The following is a 15,309-nucleotide window of genomic DNA, read 5'->3' on the forward strand; positions in this document are numbered from 1 at the left end:
CGGCCGGTAGCCGATGAAATCGAAGAAGGCTGGAGCGGGTGAGGGGAATCGAACCCCCGTCGTCAGCTTGGAAGGCTGCTGCTCTACCATTGAGCTACACCCGCGTGCACGCCTGAGCGTGACGGCGCCGAGGCGCTCCTCGAATTGGCACGGCCGCTCGGGCTTGGCAAGCGCCGCGGCGCGTTACTGCGCCGCCGGCTCCAGCGCCTCGGCCGAGATGAACCCGCCCGACTGGTGCGACCACAGCCGCGCGTAGAGGCCGCCCGCATCGGCAAGCGCCGCGTGGCGGCCCTCCTCCACCACGCGGCCATGATCGAGCACCACCAGGCGGTCCAGCGAGGCGATGGTCGACAGGCGGTGCGCGATCGCGATCACGGTCTTGCCCTCCATCAGCGCGAAGAGGCTCTCCTGGATCGCCGCCTCGACCTCCGAGTCGAGCGCGCTCGTCGCCTCGTCCATCACCAGGATCGGCGCGTTCTTCAGGAACACCCGCGCGATCGCGATGCGCTGGCGCTGGCCGCCCGAGAGTTTCACCCCGCGGTCGCCCACGTGCGCGTCGAACCCGGTGCGTCCGCGCGCGTCCGACAGGCCCTCGATAAACTCCAGCGCATTCGCCCGCCGCGCCGCCTCGTGGATCTCCGCGTCGGTCGCGTCGGGGCGGCCATAGGCGATGTTCTCGCGGATCGAGCGGTGCAGCAGTGCCGGCTCCTGCGTCACCACGCCGATCGCCTCCCGCAACGCGTCCTGACGCACCGCGGCGATGTCCTGCCCGTCGATCAGGATGCGCCCCGCCTCCAGATCGTGCAGACGCAGCAACAGGTTCATCAGCGTCGTCTTGCCCGCCCCCGACGGACCCACGAGGCCGATCTTCTCGCCCGGCCGCACGGTCAGGTCGAGATGGTCGATCACCCCCCGCTCCTTGCCGTAGTGGAAGCGGATTCCGTCGAACACGATCTCGCCCTTCGTCACCGTCAGCGCGCCGGCGTCCGGCGCGTCCTTCACGGCCGGGGTCTGGGCCAGCATGCCGCGGCCGTCGGCGATGGTGCCGACCGCCTCGAACAGCATCGTCATTTCCCACATCACCCAGTGCGACAGGCCGTTGAGGCGCAGCACCAGCGTGATCGACACCGCCAGCGCCCCCATCGAGATGGAACTCGTCGTCCAGAAGTAGATGCCGAGCGCACCGATCGAGAACAACAGCACCGCGTTGAGCGCGTAGTTGACGACGTTGAACGCCGTCACCAGGCGCATCTGCCGGTGCACGGTCGCCAGGAAGCCGTCCATCGCCTCGCGCGAATAGTCCCGCTCGCGGTCGGCGTGGGAGAAGAGCTTCACCGTCTGGATGTTGGTGTAGGCGTCGACGATGCGGCCGGTCATCATCGAGCGCGCGTCGGCCTGCGCCTCGGACGCCTTGCCGAGACGGGGGATGAACCACCACAGCGTCACCGCGTAGGCCAGGGCCCAGACGATCAGCGGCAGCATCAGCCGCCAGTCCGCCTGCGCCGCCACCACGACGATGCCGACGAAGAACGAAATCACGTAGACGAAGACGTCCGTCACCCGCAGCGTCACGTCGCGCACCGCGAGCGAGGTCTGCATCACCTTGGTGGCGATGCGGCCGGCGAACTCGTCCGCGTAGAAGGCGACCGGCATGCGCAGGAGGTGACGGTGGGCGAGCCAACGCACCACCATCGCGTAGTTGCCCGCCAGCGTCTGATGCAGGATCGCCGACTGGAGCATGATGAGCGACGGCAGCCCGACGAGGATCGCCACCCCGACGATCGCCAGCGTGCCCCCCTCCTCGGCCAGCAGGCTGGAGGGGTCGTGGGTGGACAGCCAGTCGACCAGCGTGCCGAGGAATCCGAACAGAAAGGCCTCGCCCAGCCCGATCGCCGCCGACAACGCGCACATGATCGCGACCCAAGGCCATACGTCGCGCGAGTAATGCCACATGAAGGCCAGGAATCGGCGGGGCGGGGCGAGCGTCGCGCGCGTCGGATAGGGGTCGACCAGGCGCTCAAAGAAACCAAACATCGTGCCCTCCGTCGGCCGCATATAGAGATGCCCGCTCCGGAAGGGAAATGAAGCTTTGATGTCCGCCCGCCGCAGCCGGCGTGGCCAGGGCGGCATGGCGGGGGCCGGCCGGAGTTCGCGGCGCGGGCAGCGGGGCTCGGCGGGGCTCGGCGCGGCATGCCCGCTGCGCCGGCGGGGACGGGGCGTCGCAGTCGCCGGACCGGGCCTTCCGGTGCGCCCGCGATGCCTCTAGGCTGCGGCGTATGGGCATCTTCCTCGACCCCCGGCGGACCGCCGCCCCGCACCGCGCCGACACCTCCCGACGGCGCCGCCGGGCGATCCGCGCCGCACTCGCTCTCGCGGTCGGTGCCGCGCTTCCCGCGCAGGCCGCCCCGCTGGCGGGGGTCGGCGCGCCGCCGCACGTCGCGGCCGTCCGCCTTGCCGAAGCGCCGGTGCCGACCGCCAAGCCGGGCGCGGCCCCGCGGCGCCATCCCCGCGCCGCGAACGCCGCCGGAGATGCCACTGGTGATGGTGCCGCCGAGCGTGAAGTGAGCGACCGCGGCGGGCTGTTCGGCACCGGTCTCTTTAGCGGCAGCCGCGCCACGTCCGGCGGCGGAGGAGGCGGCAATACCGCGCAGCGGGCGCTCCTCGCCGCCTATCCCGGCGCCTTCCGGATCGACGGCGACACGGTCGTCTTCCCCGACGGCACGCGGATCGCCTGGGACGACGGCCGCCGCAAGTCCGCCGCCGCCCTCTTGGCCGACCCCGACGTGGAGGACATGTTCCACTATCCCTATCCCGCCGGCGCCCCGGCCCGCGCCCCAGGCCGCGACGAAGACCCCGGCCGCATCCGCAACGACGCCTTCTTCAAGGCGCTCTACGGGTCGAGCGCGGGGGCGGTGCGCGGCAGCCTTCGGTCGGTGCCCTGGGTGCCGCGCCTCGGCGGCGGGCAGCTCCCCGTCACCACCCGATTCGGCGTCGATCGGAAGCTGGAAGCCGTCTCGCGCGAGTTGGAACGGCTCCCGGCGCGCTTCCACAAATACCTCGTCCCCTCGGCCGGGACCTTCAACTGGCGCGTCATCGCCGGAACCGACCGCCAGAGCGTCCACTCGTTCGGCGCCGCGATCGACATCAATACGAAATACACCAACTATTGGCGCTGGGACGCCCCGAAAAGCGGCGGTCCGCTGCCTTACCGCAATCAAATTCCGCTCGAAATCGTCTCGGTGTTCGAGAAATATTGTTTCGTCTGGGGTGGGCGCTGGTATCACTATGATACAATGCACTTCGAGTATCGGCCCGAACTCTTACCCCATTGCCGCTGAAAGCCGATTTCGTCTCGCGAACGGCGCAGCCTGGAATTGGACGAAGTTGCCGAACGCCGGTTCGAGGCGTACCGTTCCCGAGAAACACGGGAGGGTAGATTGTGAACCGTTCGGTCTCGCTGGACGATAAGTACGACCTCTCGAAGGATCACGTCTTCCTGTCCGGGACGCAGGCGCTGGTGCGTCTCTGCCTCGCCCAGGTCGCGCGCGACGCCGCCGCCGGGCACCGCACCGCGGGCTACGTCACCGGCTACCGCGGCTCGCCCCTCGGCGGCCTGGACCAGACCTTCGGCAAGGTCCGCAAGCTCCTCGGCGACAGCGTCCTCTTCCAGCCCGGCCTCAACGAGGACCTCGCCGCGACCGCCATCTGGGGCAGCCAGCGCGCCGCCCTCTTCGGCGAGAACAAGTACGACGGCGTCTTCGGCCTGTGGTACGGCAAGGGCCCCGGCGTCGACCGCTCGGGCGACGTCTTCCGCCACGCCAACCTCGCCGGCACGGCCCCGCTGGGCGGGGTCCTCGCCCTGCTGGGCGACGATCACACCTGCGAAAGCTCCACCACCGCCCACCAGTCCGAATTCGGCCTGGTCAACACGCTGATGCCGATCCTGTCGCCCGCCGGCGTGCAGGACATCGTCGACTACGGCCTCCTCGGCATCGCGATGAGCCGCTTCTCGGGCCTGTGGATCGGCTTCAAGCTGGTCAAGGACACGGTCGAGTCCACCGCCTCGATCGACGGCCGGACCGACCGGCTCGACATCCTCCGCCCCGCCTTCGAGTTCGCGCAGAGCCCCAATATCGCCAACGTCGGCTTCGACGCGCTCGGCGAAGAGGCCCGCCTGCACGACATCAAGCTCCCCGCCGCCCAGGCCTTCGCCCGCGCCAACCGGCTGAACCAGGTCGTCATGCGTGGCGGCCCCGCGGCGCGCATCGGCCTCGTCGGCACCGGCAAGAGCTGGCTCGACCTCCTGGAGGCACTGGCCGCCCTGGGGATCGACGAGGTGGCCGCCGCCAACCTCGGCATCCGCGTCATGAAGGTCGGCATGCCCTGGCCCATCCCGCGCGAGGACATCGTCGACTTCGCCGACGGGCTGGAGCAGATCATCGTCGTCGAGGAGAAGCGCGGCCTCATCGAGCCGCAAATGAAAGACGCGCTCTACGGCACCGCCAACGCCCCCGCCATCGTCGGCAAGCACGACGAGACCGGCCGCGATCTCTTCCGCGCCCCCGCCGCGCTGGACGCCAACCACGTCGCGCGCGAGATCGGCCGCCGCCTGGCGGACCGCGGCGCCGAGATGGTGCGCGCCCCGCTCGCCGAGCTGGAGGCGCTGGCCGACCGGCTGAAGGCCACCACCAACATCACCGAGCGCAAGCCGTACTTCTGCGCCGGCTGTCCGCACTCCTCGTCGACCGTGGTGCCGGAGGGGTCCAAGGCGGGCGCGGGCATCGGCTGCCACTTCATGGCCATCTGGATGGACCGTGACACCGTCGGCTTCACGCAGATGGGCGGCGAGGGCGCGCAGTGGGTCGGCGAGGCGCCCTTCTCCACCCGCCCGCACATGTTCCAGAACCTCGGCGACGGGACCTACAACCACTCCGGGTCGTTGGCGCTGCGTGCCGCCGTCGCCGCCGGCACCAACATCACCTACAAGATCCTCTTCAACGACGCGGTCGCCATGACCGGCGGCCAGACCCACGACGGCGGCAACCTCACCCCCGCCGCCATCGCCGCCCAGGTCCGCGCCGAGGGCGTCAAAGAGGTCGCCATCGTCACCGACGAGCCGGAGAAATACGCCAAGATCCCGCTGCGGGACGTCACCGTCGACCATCGCGACGAGATCATGGACGTGCAGAAGCGCCTCGCCGCGACGCCCGGCGTCACGGTGATGATCTACGACCAGACCTGCGCCTCGGAGAAGCGCCGCCGCCGCAAGCGCGGCGCCTTCCCCGATCCCGACAAGCGCATCGTCATCAACGAGCGCGTGTGCGAGGGCTGTGGCGACTGCGGCGTGCAGTCGAACTGCGTGGCGATCCAGCCGGTGGAGACCGCCTTCGGCCGCAAGCGCCAGATCGACCAGTCCTCCTGCAACAAGGACTTCTCCTGCCTCAAGGGCTTCTGCCCGTCCTTCGTCACCGTCCACGGCGCCAAGCTGAAGGCGACCACCGTGCCGGACATGCCCGAGGACCTCCCCGAGCCGACCCGCGCCCCGCTCACCGACGCGATGGGCCTGCTGGTGACCGGCGTCGGCGGCACCGGCGTCGTCACCGTGGGCGCCGTCATCGGCATGGCCGCCCACATCGAGGGGCTCGGCGCCGGCGTGATCGACATGGCGGGCCTCGCCCAGAAGGGCGGCGCGGTGCTCAGCCACATCAAGATCGCGCCCAAGCCGGAGGACATCACCACCATCCGCGTCGGCGCCGGCGACGCCATGGCGGTGCTGGGCTGCGACATCGCGGTCGCCGGCTCGGCCAAGGTGCTGGCGGCCATCGGCGAGGGCGCCAAGGTCGTCGTCAACACACACGAGCAGTTCCCGGGCGACTTCACCCGCAACATCGACTTCACGCTCCCCTCGCGCCGCATCGTCCAGGCGTTGGAGGCGCGGGCCGAGACCGTCGCCTTCGACGCCACCGACGCCGCGACCACGCTCTTCGGCGACGCCATCGCCTCCAACATGATGGTGATGGGGGCGGCCTATCAGTCCGGCGCGCTGCCGCTGTCGCCCGCCTCACTGGAAGAAGCGATCCGCCTCAACGGCGCCGCGGTGCCGATGAACCTCGCCGCCTTCCGCGCCGGCCGCCTGTCGGTCGCCGACCCGGACCGTTTCGCCGCGATGCTGGCGGCTTCCGCCGGCACCCCGTTGCCGCACCGCGTCGCCCCGGCCAACGCCGACGAGCGGGTCGCGCGCAACGCCGAGAGCCTCACCGCCTATCAGGACGCCGCCTACGCCAAGCGCTTCACAGACCGGATCGATCAGGTCCGCGCCGCAGCCAGGACCGCCGGGATCGACAGCGAGACCCTGGTCGATACCGTCGCGCGCCAGCTCTACAAGATGATGGCGATCAAGGACGAGTACGAGGTGGCGCGGCTCTACGTGGACGGCGGGTTCGCCGAGCAGCTGAAGCATCAGTTCGCCGGGTATGACAGCCTCGAATTCCACATGGCGCCGCCGATCCTGTCGCAGACCGACGGGCGCACGGGCCGCCCCGCCAAACGCGCGTTCGGGCCGTGGATGCTCAAGGTTCTGCCCTACCTCGCCAAATGGCGGCGCCACCGCGGCACTTGGCTCGACGTCTTCGGTCGCACCGCCGAGCGCCGCGAGGAGCGCGCCATGCTCGCCCGCTACGAGGCGACGGTCGACCACATCGCCAAAACGCTGACGGCCGAGCGAGCCGAGGCGGCCGTGGCACTGGCGGGCTGGGTCGAGGCGATCAAGGGCTACGGCCCGGTCCGCGCCGAGAACGTCGAGAAGGCCCTCACCCGCCTGCCGGATCTCGAGGCCGCCTACGACGACGCTCCCACCCGCTCCCGCCAGGCCGCCGAGTAGAAGGCATCCCCGACCCGGCCCGCACGCGCAGGCCCCCCCACACGCAGGTCCCGCACACGCCCCCTCGCGCTCGCCGCCTCGCGAGGGCGAGGCCTCGGCGCCGTCCCTCGGGAGCGGTGCGAGCGGTGCCTGTGCGTGACCGCACCAGCCGATGTGCCCCGGCGCCGCCGGCGCTCGGGTCGCCTGCGCCGTCGCCCCTCGCCCCGCCCGGCACGTGATGCCGGCGGTCGCATCCATCCCCCCTGCGCGGCCCCGACGTCGCGAAAACCCGCGGGGCACGCTGCGGCGGGCTATCCGCGCCCGGCCAGTTGCCGCGCGTCGCGGGCCCGCTCGCGGCGGCGCAGCAACGCCCGCGCCGTGGCGCCGCCGGAGCGTTTGCCGCGCACGGCGGGCGTGCGGCGCGCCACGTCGGCCTTCACCGCCTCCGGTCCGCCGCGGGCGTTGGCGTCGCGCGGCAGCGTCACCGTCACCCGCAGACCGCCCTCGCTGCGGTTCTCCAGCGTCAGGCTGCCGCCGTGGGCGCGGATCACGGTCCGCGCGATCGAGAGTCCCAGCCCCGCCCCGCCGGTTTCGCTGCTGCGCGAGGCATCGAGCCGCACGAACGGCTCCAGCACCTCGGCCAGGCGGTCCTCGGGAATGCCCGGCCCGTCGTCGTCCACGGTCACGTGGATGGCGGCGACGCGATCGATCAGCCGCACGCGCCCACCCCCGCCATAGCGCCGCGCGTTCTCGGCGAGGTTGGCGAACGCACGCGACAGCGCCACCGGCCGCCCCTCGATCATCAGGCAGGGCGGACCGTCGTAGAGGATGCCGCCCCCCGCCTGGTCCTGCAGCATCGCCGCCAGGTCGACCAGCGTGCGCGGCTCCTCGTGCGCCTCGCCGCGACCGTAGGCGAGGAGGCCGTCGGCCATCACCCGCATCTCGTCGAGCGTGCGGACCATCGCCTCACGCGCCTCGTCCTCCAGCATCTCGGCACGGATCCGCAGCGAGGTGATGGGCGTGCGCAGGTCGTGGCCGACGGCGGCGATGGTCCGGGCACGCTCGGCATCGAACTGGGCGATGCGGCGCTGCATGGCGTTGAACGCCTCCGCCGCGCGGCGCACCTCCGCCGGGCCGGCGACCGCGGCGGTGGCGCTGCGGTCGCCCTCCCCGGCGCGCTCGGCGGCGGCGGCGAGCGAGCGGATCGGCCGCGTCAGCCGGCGGGTGAACGAGATGCCGACCCCCAAGACGCACACCAGCGAAAAACCCAGCGTCATCAACACGGCGCGGCCACCGATCGGCGGTCCCGGATCGACCACCGGCAGGCGCGCGTTCAGCCACATCCCATCGGCGAACGGGATCGCGACGGCGACCGGCTCCGGCGGCCAGAAGCGCCAGCCCCCCGGCCCCTCCCCGTGCCGCCCACCGCCGCGCCCGCGTTCCGCGCCCGGCCACGGAACGGGCCCGTGCGGCGCTGCCGCCTCGCCGCCTGCCTCGGTCCGGCGCTCGTGCCAGCGCCCGCGAGGCGCGCCGCCGTCCGAACGGTCGCGGCGCGGGAGACGCGCGCGCGGCGGCAGGTCCTGCGCGGCGACGCGCACGGCGGGGGCGAAGCCGGCCTCCCCCATCTCGGCCGAAAGGCGGGCTGCGACGCGCCGCGCGGTGGCGTTCTCCAGCGTGTCCGGAATATCGGGCGCATCGTCCACATGAAGGCGCAGGAACGGCGACGACGTCGTCTCGGCGATCCCCACGCGCAGGTGCGGCGGCACCTCCGCCATCACCGCGGCGATGCCGGCGAGCCGCTCGATCTGTGCGCCGCGGCGCACCTCGCGCGCCACCCGCGCCCGCTCGGCGCCGACCACCACCAGCGCCACAACGTTGGCCACCAGCAGCGCCACCACCAGCAGCAGCGCGAATTGCGCGGTGATCGTGCGCGGCACGAAGATGCGCCCCAGCCACCGCCCGACTTGCGACACCCCCTCCATCAGGCGACGTCCTCCACGTCCGCCGCCAGCCGGTAGCCGCCGCCCCACTCGGTCACGATGATGCTGGCGCGCTTGGCATCCGGCTCGATCTTGCGGCGCAGGCGGCTCACCTGGTTGTCGATCGCGCGGTCGTAGGCCTTCGCCTCGCGCCCCTGCGTGAGGTCGAGGAGTTGGTCGCGCTTGAGCACCTTGCCCGGCCGGTCGAGCAGCACGGCCAGAAGCCGGTTCTCCGCCGTGGTGAGTGCGATCTCGCTGCCGTCGGCCCGCGTCAGCGTCCCGGCGGCCGCGTCGTGGACGAGGCCTGCGAAGGCGCGGCGTCCGGACGGGACCGGGTCGCGGGTGGGCGGCACGCGGCGCAGGATCGCCCGCACCCGCGCCAGCAGCTCGCGCGGGTTGAACGGCTTCACCACATAGTCGTCCGCCCCCAGCTCCAGGCCGACGATGCGGTCCGCGTCGTCCGCCATCGCGGTGAGCAGGATCACCGGCGGCCCTCCGGTCGACGTCAGCCATCGGCACAGCGACAGGCCGTCCTCGCCCGGCATCATCACGTCGAGCACGACGAGATCGATCGAGCCGTTGCCGATCGCGGTGCGCGCCGCCGCCGCGTCCGCCGCCAGGCTGACCCGGTGGCCATGCTTCTTCAGATAGGCGGCGAGCGGCTCGCGAATGTCGCGCGCGTCGTCCACCACCAGGATGTGAGGCTCGTATGTTTCGTCCATGCGCCCACAAATAACGCCGTCCGCGAGCGCGCGGAGAGAACTTTGTCGCCAATCGTGTCAGTCCCCGCGGGCCGACAGAGACCGCGACAATTGGAGCCTGCGGCCGACACACATTCCGGCCGCCCGGCCGCTACCTGTGAGTGGAAGGCGCACGACGCCTCACTGATAACAGGAGCCACAGATGAGAAACGTTTTCATTGCCGCACTCCTCACCGGCAGCATGCTGACGGCGGCCACCGCCGCCAACGCGTTCACCGGACCGCAGGCCCCGGTCGCGGCGCAGAACGGCGTGGCGAAGGCTGACTTCGACGGCAGGCGCGGCGGTCCGCGCTGCGAGGACGGGCGCCACTTCAAGCGCGGTCACCACGGCGGCGAGCGCGGTGGTGAGCGTGGCGGCGAGCGCCGCTTCGGCCGCGGTCCGGGTCCGCATGGGCCGATGATGCGCGGCGGACCGCGTGGCCCGATGATGATGATGATGGAGGTCATGCGGCAGGCCGACGCGGACAAGGACGGCAAGGTCACGCAGGAGGAGATCGACGCGCTGATCACCGCCAAGGTGGAGCTGGGCGACACCGACGGCGACGGCGCCATCACCCTCGAGGAGTTCAAGACCATCTACCTCGACCTGATGGCGCGCCAGATCGTCGACCGGTTCCAGGCGATGGACGAGGACGGCGACGGCCGGATCTCCGCCGAGGAGCGGGACGAGAAGTTCGCCGGGGTGGTGGAGAAGATGGACCGCAACGGCGACGGCGCCCTGTCGCGTGACGACGGGCCGCGCGGCCGCCACGGCCACGGCGGCGCGCGCGCCGGCAAGCGCGGTGGCGGGCGCGACCATGCCGAATATCGCCACGGCCCGCGCCACCACCGCATGCGGGGCGACGACTGCGGTCCCCGCGGCGAGCGGGGCGGTCCGCGCTTCGAGCGGGGTCCGCGCGGCGAGCGGCCGGAGATGCCCGGCGCACCCGACATGCCGGCCTCCCCGCAGGACGACGCCCCCGCTGCGGCAGAATAACCCGCATCCTTCGGCGAGAGACAAAGCGTTTTCCCGCCGGGGGCGATTGGCAACACGCTCAAAACGCGCAAATCGTATGGGGCGTGAGCCTCCCGGGAGCAGGTCCGCCCCCGGGAGACCGCCAGGCCGCGGCCCGTCCGCCACGGCTTGGCGCGGGATCCGATCAAGTCCTACCAGGTCCCGTCCCATCCGGTCCGATTTCGTCACGGCTGATCGCAGCCCGTCCAGCCGCGGTCAGGACCAGGCGATACCCGGACGTTGCGGCGCGGCGCCTCCACTCGGGGGCGCCGCGTTTTTCGTTCGCGCGGGATCAGTAGAGCGCGATCGGGTCGATGATCGCCTGCACCGCGCCGCGCAGCCGCGAGGGGCCGAGCACGAACATGAACTCCGACACGTCGTCGGCGACGAGCGGCCCGGTGTTCATCACCTCCAGGATGTAGATGCCGTTCTCTTTCAGGAGCGTGATGTGGCCCTGGAAGGGACGGTCCGGGTTCTGCGGCGGGATGACGTCGACGCCCCAGGTGTCGGCACCGACGGCCAGCACGCCGAGTTCGGCCATGTAGTCGGCCACGTCCTCGGACATGCCCGGCTCGCCCGAGCCCCAGGCCTGCGGGTCGGACGGCAGCACGTGCTCGGTCCAGCCGGTGTGGAAGAGCACCACGTCACCCTCGCCCAGGGTCACGCCCTGCGCCTCGGCCTGTGCCTTCACGTCGTCGGCGGTGAAGTACTCGCCGGCGTCGAGGTGTTCCTTGCCGGCATGGGCCGCCATGTCGAGGACGACGCCGCGCGCCACCAGCGGCGGCACCTTCTCGAGGCCCAGCTTGGTCATGCCGGTGACCTTGGAGATCTCGCCCGCCTCGTTGCAGTTGTAAAAGTAGGTGCCGTCCTCACCGGAGTGGCCGCCGTGGGCCAGCGTGTCGAGCTGGGAGCCGATGCCGAGCCAGCCGGTGAAGATGTCGTCGTTGTAGACGAAGCCGTTGGGGAACGGCTTGACGCCCCACTGCTGCCCCGGTTGCAGGATCGTGACCGACAGGCTGCGTGCCCCGAAGGCGGGGATGTCCTTGTCGATGATGATGCCGAGGTGCTGGGTCTTGCCCTGCTTGACCAGCTTGGCCGCCGCCATCACACGCTCGGGCGTGATGGTGTTGGCCGCGCCGATCTCGTCGTCCGCGCCCCACTTGGAGGGCTGACACTCGGCGAGCGCCGCGCCCCCGGTCGCAAAGGCCAGGACGGCGGCGAGACCCGCCGCCTTCCACGTGTGCGTTGTCATATGTTTCCTCTCCTTGTTGCGGACGTTTTCACCGTCCGGTCGCCGCCGGCGCCGGCGCGGGTTCGATCTCGCCGCGCTCGATGCCGATGGTTCGGTTCGCGAACCCTTCGAGAAGGGCCGGATTGGATTCGGTGATGAGGAGCGAAAGGCCGGGGTCCTGCGCCTGCAACGCGCGCAGCGCCTCGCCGTAGCGCTGCGCCAGCACCGGGGCGAGACCCTGGAACGGCTCGTCGAGCAGGACGAGGCGCGTGCCGATCATCAGCGCACGGCCCAGCGCCACCATCTTGCCCTGCCCACCGGACACCGAGCCGGCCGGGCGGTCCCCCATCTCCTTCAGCTCCGGCAGGATGGCGTAGACCCGCTCCAGCCGCCGATCCCGCTCCGCCGGTGCGAGGCGCGCGACGCGAGCCGGCAGCAGGATGTTCTCCTTGACGGTGAAGGCCGAGAAGAGCCGCCGATCCTCCGGCGCCCAGCCGATGCCGAGCGCCGGCCGCTCGTGCGCCGGCACCCGGTCGATCGCCTCGCCCGCCAGCCGGATCGTCCCGGCGGAGGGAACCGCCCCCATGATGGCGCGCAGCGTCGTCGTCTTGCCCGCGCCGTTGCGGCCGACATAGGCGACCGTCTCTCCCTCGGCGATGCGCAAGGTCACGCGCCGCAGGATGGGAATGCCGGCGATGGCGACGGAGACGTTTTCGAGGTCCAGCATCAGGCCGTCCCAATCACGGTGCGGATGACTTCCGGGTCGGCGAGCACCTCCGCGGGCGGCCCGTCGCGCTGGATCCTGCCGGACGACCACACCGCGACGCGGCTCGCGTAGCGCGTCACCATCTCCATGTCGTGCTCGACGAAGACGGAGGTGACGCCGCGCGCCTCCAGCGCCCGGATGAGCGTCTCCATGACGGCGAACTTCTCCGACGAGGCGACGCCGGAGGTCGGCTCGTCCATCAGCAGCAGCTCCGGCTCCAGCGCCAGCGCCAGCGCGATGTCGACGAGCTTGCGTTTGCCCTCGGGGAGCTCGTGCGCCTGGCGATCGGCGACGTCGGCGCAGTCGATCAGGGCGAGCAGCGCGTCCGCCTTGTCGCGCTCCGGCGTCGCCAGGAGGCGCGTGAAGGGGGCGATGCGGCCGGCCCGCGCGGCCGCCGCGATGGCGACGTTCTCGCGCACCGTCTGCTCGGCGAAGAGCTGCGGGATCTGGAACGCGCGGGCGATGCCGAGGCGGGTGATGGCGCGCGGGCTCTTGCCGATCAGCTCCCGCCCGCGGTAGCGCACCGAGCCGGCGCGGGGCTTCAGGTAGCCGGTGCAGATGTTGAGGAAGGTCGTCTTCCCCGCCCCGTTGGGACCGATGATGGCGATGTGCTCGCCCTCGGCGATCGACAGCGCGATCCCGTCCGCCGCCACCACCCCGCCGAAGCGGATCTCGAGGCCGGTGGCCTCCAGGAGGGTCTGGCTCATGGCCGGCCCTCCGTCGTGCCGGGCATCGGCTCGCCCACCGGCCGGCCCTCGTGATGCACCTCATGGTGCGCCGGGCGCCGTCGTCCGATGCGCTGCACCAGGCCGATCAGCCCGTCCGGCTGGAAGAGGATGACGATCAGGAGGACGAAGCCGAGCGTCATCTGCCAGTAGTCGCCCACGTAGGCGGCCGCGAACTGGCGAATGAACTCGAACGCGAACGATCCGACGAGCGCGCCCAACACATGCCCCGCCCCGCCCAGAATGGCGACGAAGACCATCTCGCCCGAGCGCGTCCAGTACGCGTAGTCGGGCGTCGCGAGGCCCTGGTAGACGGCGACGATCGCGCCCCCCAGCCCCGCCAGCATCGCCGAGACGACGTAGAAGGCGAGCAAGGTGCGCCGCGGCGACAGGCCGAGATATTCCACCCGCGTCTCGTTGGTCTTGATGGCCTTGAGGGTGTGGCCGATGGGGCTGTCGAGCAGGCGGTGCGCGCCGAGGAGCGCCACCGCGAGCAATGCCAGCGACACGCCGTAGAGCACCAGCTCGAACTCGTGCCGGTCGAGCGTGAGGCCGACCACGGTCGGCCGCGCGACGCGCAGCCCGTCGGTGCCGCCGGTGACGTGGAAGAACTTTTCCAACAGCGAGTAGAGCACCATCGAGAAGGCGAGGTTCAACATGGCGAAGAAGATGTAGCGGTAGCGCACCACGAAGACGCCCACCGCGAGGCCGACGAGGCCGGCCGCGAGCGTCGCGATCGGGAGGAGCAGCACGAGGTCGACGGCGCCGACGTCGCGCAGGACGAAGCCCATCGTGTACGCGCCGACGGCGAAGAACAGCGCATGCCCGAACGACACCTGCCCCGCCTGCAGCAGCAGGATGATGCCGAGCACCGGCAGCGCCTTGGCGAAGACGATCGTCAGCAGCGGCAGCAGCGACGTCCCGACGAACGGGTAGGCCGCGCAAACCGCGAGCAGCACGGGGAAAACGAAGCGCATCATGAGACGGGGAGAGCCGCGGCTGGGGTCATCAGATCTTCCGTGCGGTGGTGCGGCCGAAGAGGCCCTCGGGGCGGACGACGAGCACCAGGACCATGATGAGGTACGGCATGACGACCTCGAACTCCGGCGCGAAGAAGACCGCGAACGAGCGGCCGAGGCCGATGAGGAGCGCGGCGAGCGCGGCCCCCTCGATCTGCCCCAGCCCCGCCGTCGCGGCGACGGCGAACGACAGGACGATCATGTCCGGCCCGATGCCCGGCAGCACCGACGTCGTCGGCGAGGCGAGCGCGCCGCCCAGCGCCGCCAGCGTGGCGCCGATGACGAACGTGACGAGGAAGGCCCGGCGCGCGTTGATCCCCACCGCCATCGCCGCCTCGCGGTCCTCCGTCACGGCGACGATGACCGACCCCGCCAGGGTGTGACGCAGAAAGATCCGCAATCCGATCAGCACCACGAGCGCGACGGCCGGCAGGAACAGCGTCTGATAGGCGGTGTAGGTGACGTTCGCGACCGAGACGTTGCCGAGATCGTTGAGCGGACCGGAGTAGAAGTAGGGCTGCACGCCCCAGATCACCCGCTGCAGGTTCTCCAGGATCATGAAGATCGCGAACGTGACGAGGAGTTGCAGCGCCTGCTCGTTGTCGTAGATCCGCCGCAGCAGGAAGCGCTCCATCAGCCCGCCGACGACGACGCCGATGACCACCGCCGTCACGAGGTAGACCGGAATGGCGAGGTAGCCGGGCATCCCGCGCGTCGCGAGCCAGGCCGCGAGGCTGACGGCGGCGTAGGCGCCCAGCGCGTAGAAGCTGCCGTGCGCGACGTTGAGGATGCGCATCACGCCGAAGACGAGCGTCAGCCCGACCGCGACGAGGAAGACGAGTGCGCCGTAGGCGACCCCGTCGAACAGCACGAGGAGGAGAAGTTGCGTGTTCACGCGCGACCTTTGCGGCAAGGTGGTCCTGCCCGGCCGGGGCCGGACGCGGAAGGCCCCCGCGTCGGCGCGAGGGCCAGACG

General features: G+C 71.2%; 11 protein-coding genes and 1 tRNA gene. 3 read left to right on the forward strand and 9 right to left on the reverse strand.

The features are described from left to right. Positions 1-30: 30 nt before the first annotated feature. Together MRB58_RS03675 and MRB58_RS03680 are read right to left on the reverse strand one after the other, a co-directional pair. Positions 31-104, reverse strand: a tRNA-Gly gene (locus tag MRB58_RS03675). Positions 105-183: 79 nt separating this feature from the next. Next, positions 184-2,034, reverse strand: coding sequence for an ABC transporter ATP-binding protein (locus tag MRB58_RS03680; protein ID WP_244780357.1), 1,851 nt, complete (start codon positions 2,032-2,034; stop codon positions 184-186). 242 nt (positions 2,035-2,276) lie between these two features. On the opposite strand from MRB58_RS03680, the gene MRB58_RS03685 reads away from it, so the two are divergent. Together MRB58_RS03685 and MRB58_RS03690 are read left to right on the forward strand one after the other, a co-directional pair. Further along, positions 2,277-3,338, forward strand: coding sequence for a M15 family metallopeptidase (locus tag MRB58_RS03685; RefSeq protein ID WP_244780358.1), 1,062 nt, complete (start codon positions 2,277-2,279; stop codon positions 3,336-3,338). 98 nt (positions 3,339-3,436) lie between these two features. Beyond that, positions 3,437-6,880: an indolepyruvate ferredoxin oxidoreductase family protein gene (locus MRB58_RS03690; protein ID WP_371747274.1), complete on the forward strand. Its 3,444-nt coding sequence runs from the start codon at positions 3,437-3,439 to the stop codon at positions 6,878-6,880. A gap of 290 nt (positions 6,881-7,170) precedes the next feature. On the opposite strand, the gene MRB58_RS03695 is transcribed toward MRB58_RS03690, so the two are convergent. Both MRB58_RS03695 and MRB58_RS03700 read right to left on the reverse strand, forming a co-directional pair. Then, positions 7,171-8,841 carry an ATP-binding protein gene (locus tag MRB58_RS03695; protein WP_244780360.1) on the reverse strand — a complete coding sequence of 557 codons (1,671 nt, stop codon included), beginning with the start codon at positions 8,839-8,841 and terminating at the stop codon, positions 7,171-7,173. Then, positions 8,841-9,560 carry a response regulator gene (locus MRB58_RS03700; RefSeq protein WP_244780361.1) on the reverse strand — a complete coding sequence of 240 codons (720 nt, stop codon included), beginning with the start codon at positions 9,558-9,560 and terminating at the stop codon, positions 8,841-8,843. The genes MRB58_RS03695 and MRB58_RS03700 overlap by 1 nt, the downstream gene beginning before the upstream one ends. Positions 9,561-9,741: 181 nt before the next feature. Between MRB58_RS03700 and MRB58_RS03705 the strand changes: the two genes are divergently transcribed. After that, the gene (locus MRB58_RS03705; protein WP_244780362.1) at positions 9,742-10,575 is read left to right on the forward strand and encodes an EF-hand domain-containing protein; all 834 of its coding nucleotides are present in this window, start codon (positions 9,742-9,744) and stop codon (positions 10,573-10,575) included. A 310-nt stretch (positions 10,576-10,885) separates the two neighbouring features. Here MRB58_RS03705 and MRB58_RS03710 read toward each other — a convergent pair whose 3' ends face one another. From MRB58_RS03710 to MRB58_RS03730, 5 genes are read right to left on the reverse strand one after another with little or no spacing between them, the layout of a single operon-like run. Next, on the reverse strand, positions 10,886-11,845 hold the full coding sequence (locus tag MRB58_RS03710) for a cyclase family protein (RefSeq protein WP_244780363.1): 960 nt from the start codon (positions 11,843-11,845) through the stop codon (positions 10,886-10,888). A 28-nt stretch (positions 11,846-11,873) separates the two neighbouring features. Beyond that, positions 11,874-12,551 carry an ABC transporter ATP-binding protein gene (locus tag MRB58_RS03715; protein WP_244780364.1) on the reverse strand — a complete coding sequence of 226 codons (678 nt, stop codon included), beginning with the start codon at positions 12,549-12,551 and terminating at the stop codon, positions 11,874-11,876. Then, a complete protein-coding gene (locus MRB58_RS03720) occupies positions 12,551-13,297 on the reverse strand; it encodes an ABC transporter ATP-binding protein (protein WP_244780365.1) in 747 nt (248 codons plus the stop codon). Before MRB58_RS03720 ends, MRB58_RS03715 begins: the two co-directional genes overlap by 1 nt. Further along, positions 13,294-14,295 carry a branched-chain amino acid ABC transporter permease gene (locus MRB58_RS03725; RefSeq protein ID WP_244780366.1) on the reverse strand — a complete coding sequence of 334 codons (1,002 nt, stop codon included), beginning with the start codon at positions 14,293-14,295 and terminating at the stop codon, positions 13,294-13,296. Before MRB58_RS03725 ends, MRB58_RS03720 begins: the two co-directional genes overlap by 4 nt. A 28-nt stretch (positions 14,296-14,323) precedes the next feature. Then, on the reverse strand, positions 14,324-15,229 hold the full coding sequence (locus tag MRB58_RS03730) for a branched-chain amino acid ABC transporter permease (protein ID WP_244780367.1): 906 nt from the start codon (positions 15,227-15,229) through the stop codon (positions 14,324-14,326). Between the last annotated feature and the right edge of the window lie 80 nt (positions 15,230-15,309).

The organism is Acuticoccus sp. I52.16.1 (genome assembly GCF_022865125.1).
Taxonomy (GTDB): domain Bacteria; phylum Pseudomonadota; class Alphaproteobacteria; order Rhizobiales; family Amorphaceae; genus Acuticoccus.

What these genes read in the sequence shown, in the direction of transcription:
- MRB58_RS03715 (WP_244780364.1), bottom strand. Translation starts at nt 12,551, where the DNA reads ATGCTGGACCTCGAAAACGTCTCCGTCGCCATCGCCGGCATTCCCATC.
- MRB58_RS03685 (WP_244780358.1), top strand. Translation starts at nt 2,277, where the DNA reads ATGGGCATCTTCCTCGACCCCCGGCGGACCGCCGCCCCGCACCGCGCC.
- MRB58_RS03725 (WP_244780366.1), bottom strand. Translation starts at nt 14,295, where the DNA reads ATGATGCGCTTCGTTTTCCCCGTGCTGCTCGCGGTTTGCGCGGCCTAC.
- MRB58_RS03700 (WP_244780361.1), bottom strand. Translation starts at nt 9,560, where the DNA reads ATGGACGAAACATACGAGCCTCACATCCTGGTGGTGGACGACGCGCGC.
- MRB58_RS03710 (WP_244780363.1), bottom strand. Translation starts at nt 11,845, where the DNA reads ATGACAACGCACACGTGGAAGGCGGCGGGTCTCGCCGCCGTCCTGGCC.
- MRB58_RS03680 (WP_244780357.1), bottom strand. Translation starts at nt 2,034, where the DNA reads ATGTTTGGTTTCTTTGAGCGCCTGGTCGACCCCTATCCGACGCGCGCG.
- MRB58_RS03705 (WP_244780362.1), top strand. Translation starts at nt 9,742, where the DNA reads ATGAGAAACGTTTTCATTGCCGCACTCCTCACCGGCAGCATGCTGACG.
- MRB58_RS03695 (WP_244780360.1), bottom strand. Translation starts at nt 8,841, where the DNA reads ATGGAGGGGGTGTCGCAAGTCGGGCGGTGGCTGGGGCGCATCTTCGTG.
- MRB58_RS03720 (WP_244780365.1), bottom strand. Translation starts at nt 13,297, where the DNA reads ATGAGCCAGACCCTCCTGGAGGCCACCGGCCTCGAGATCCGCTTCGGC.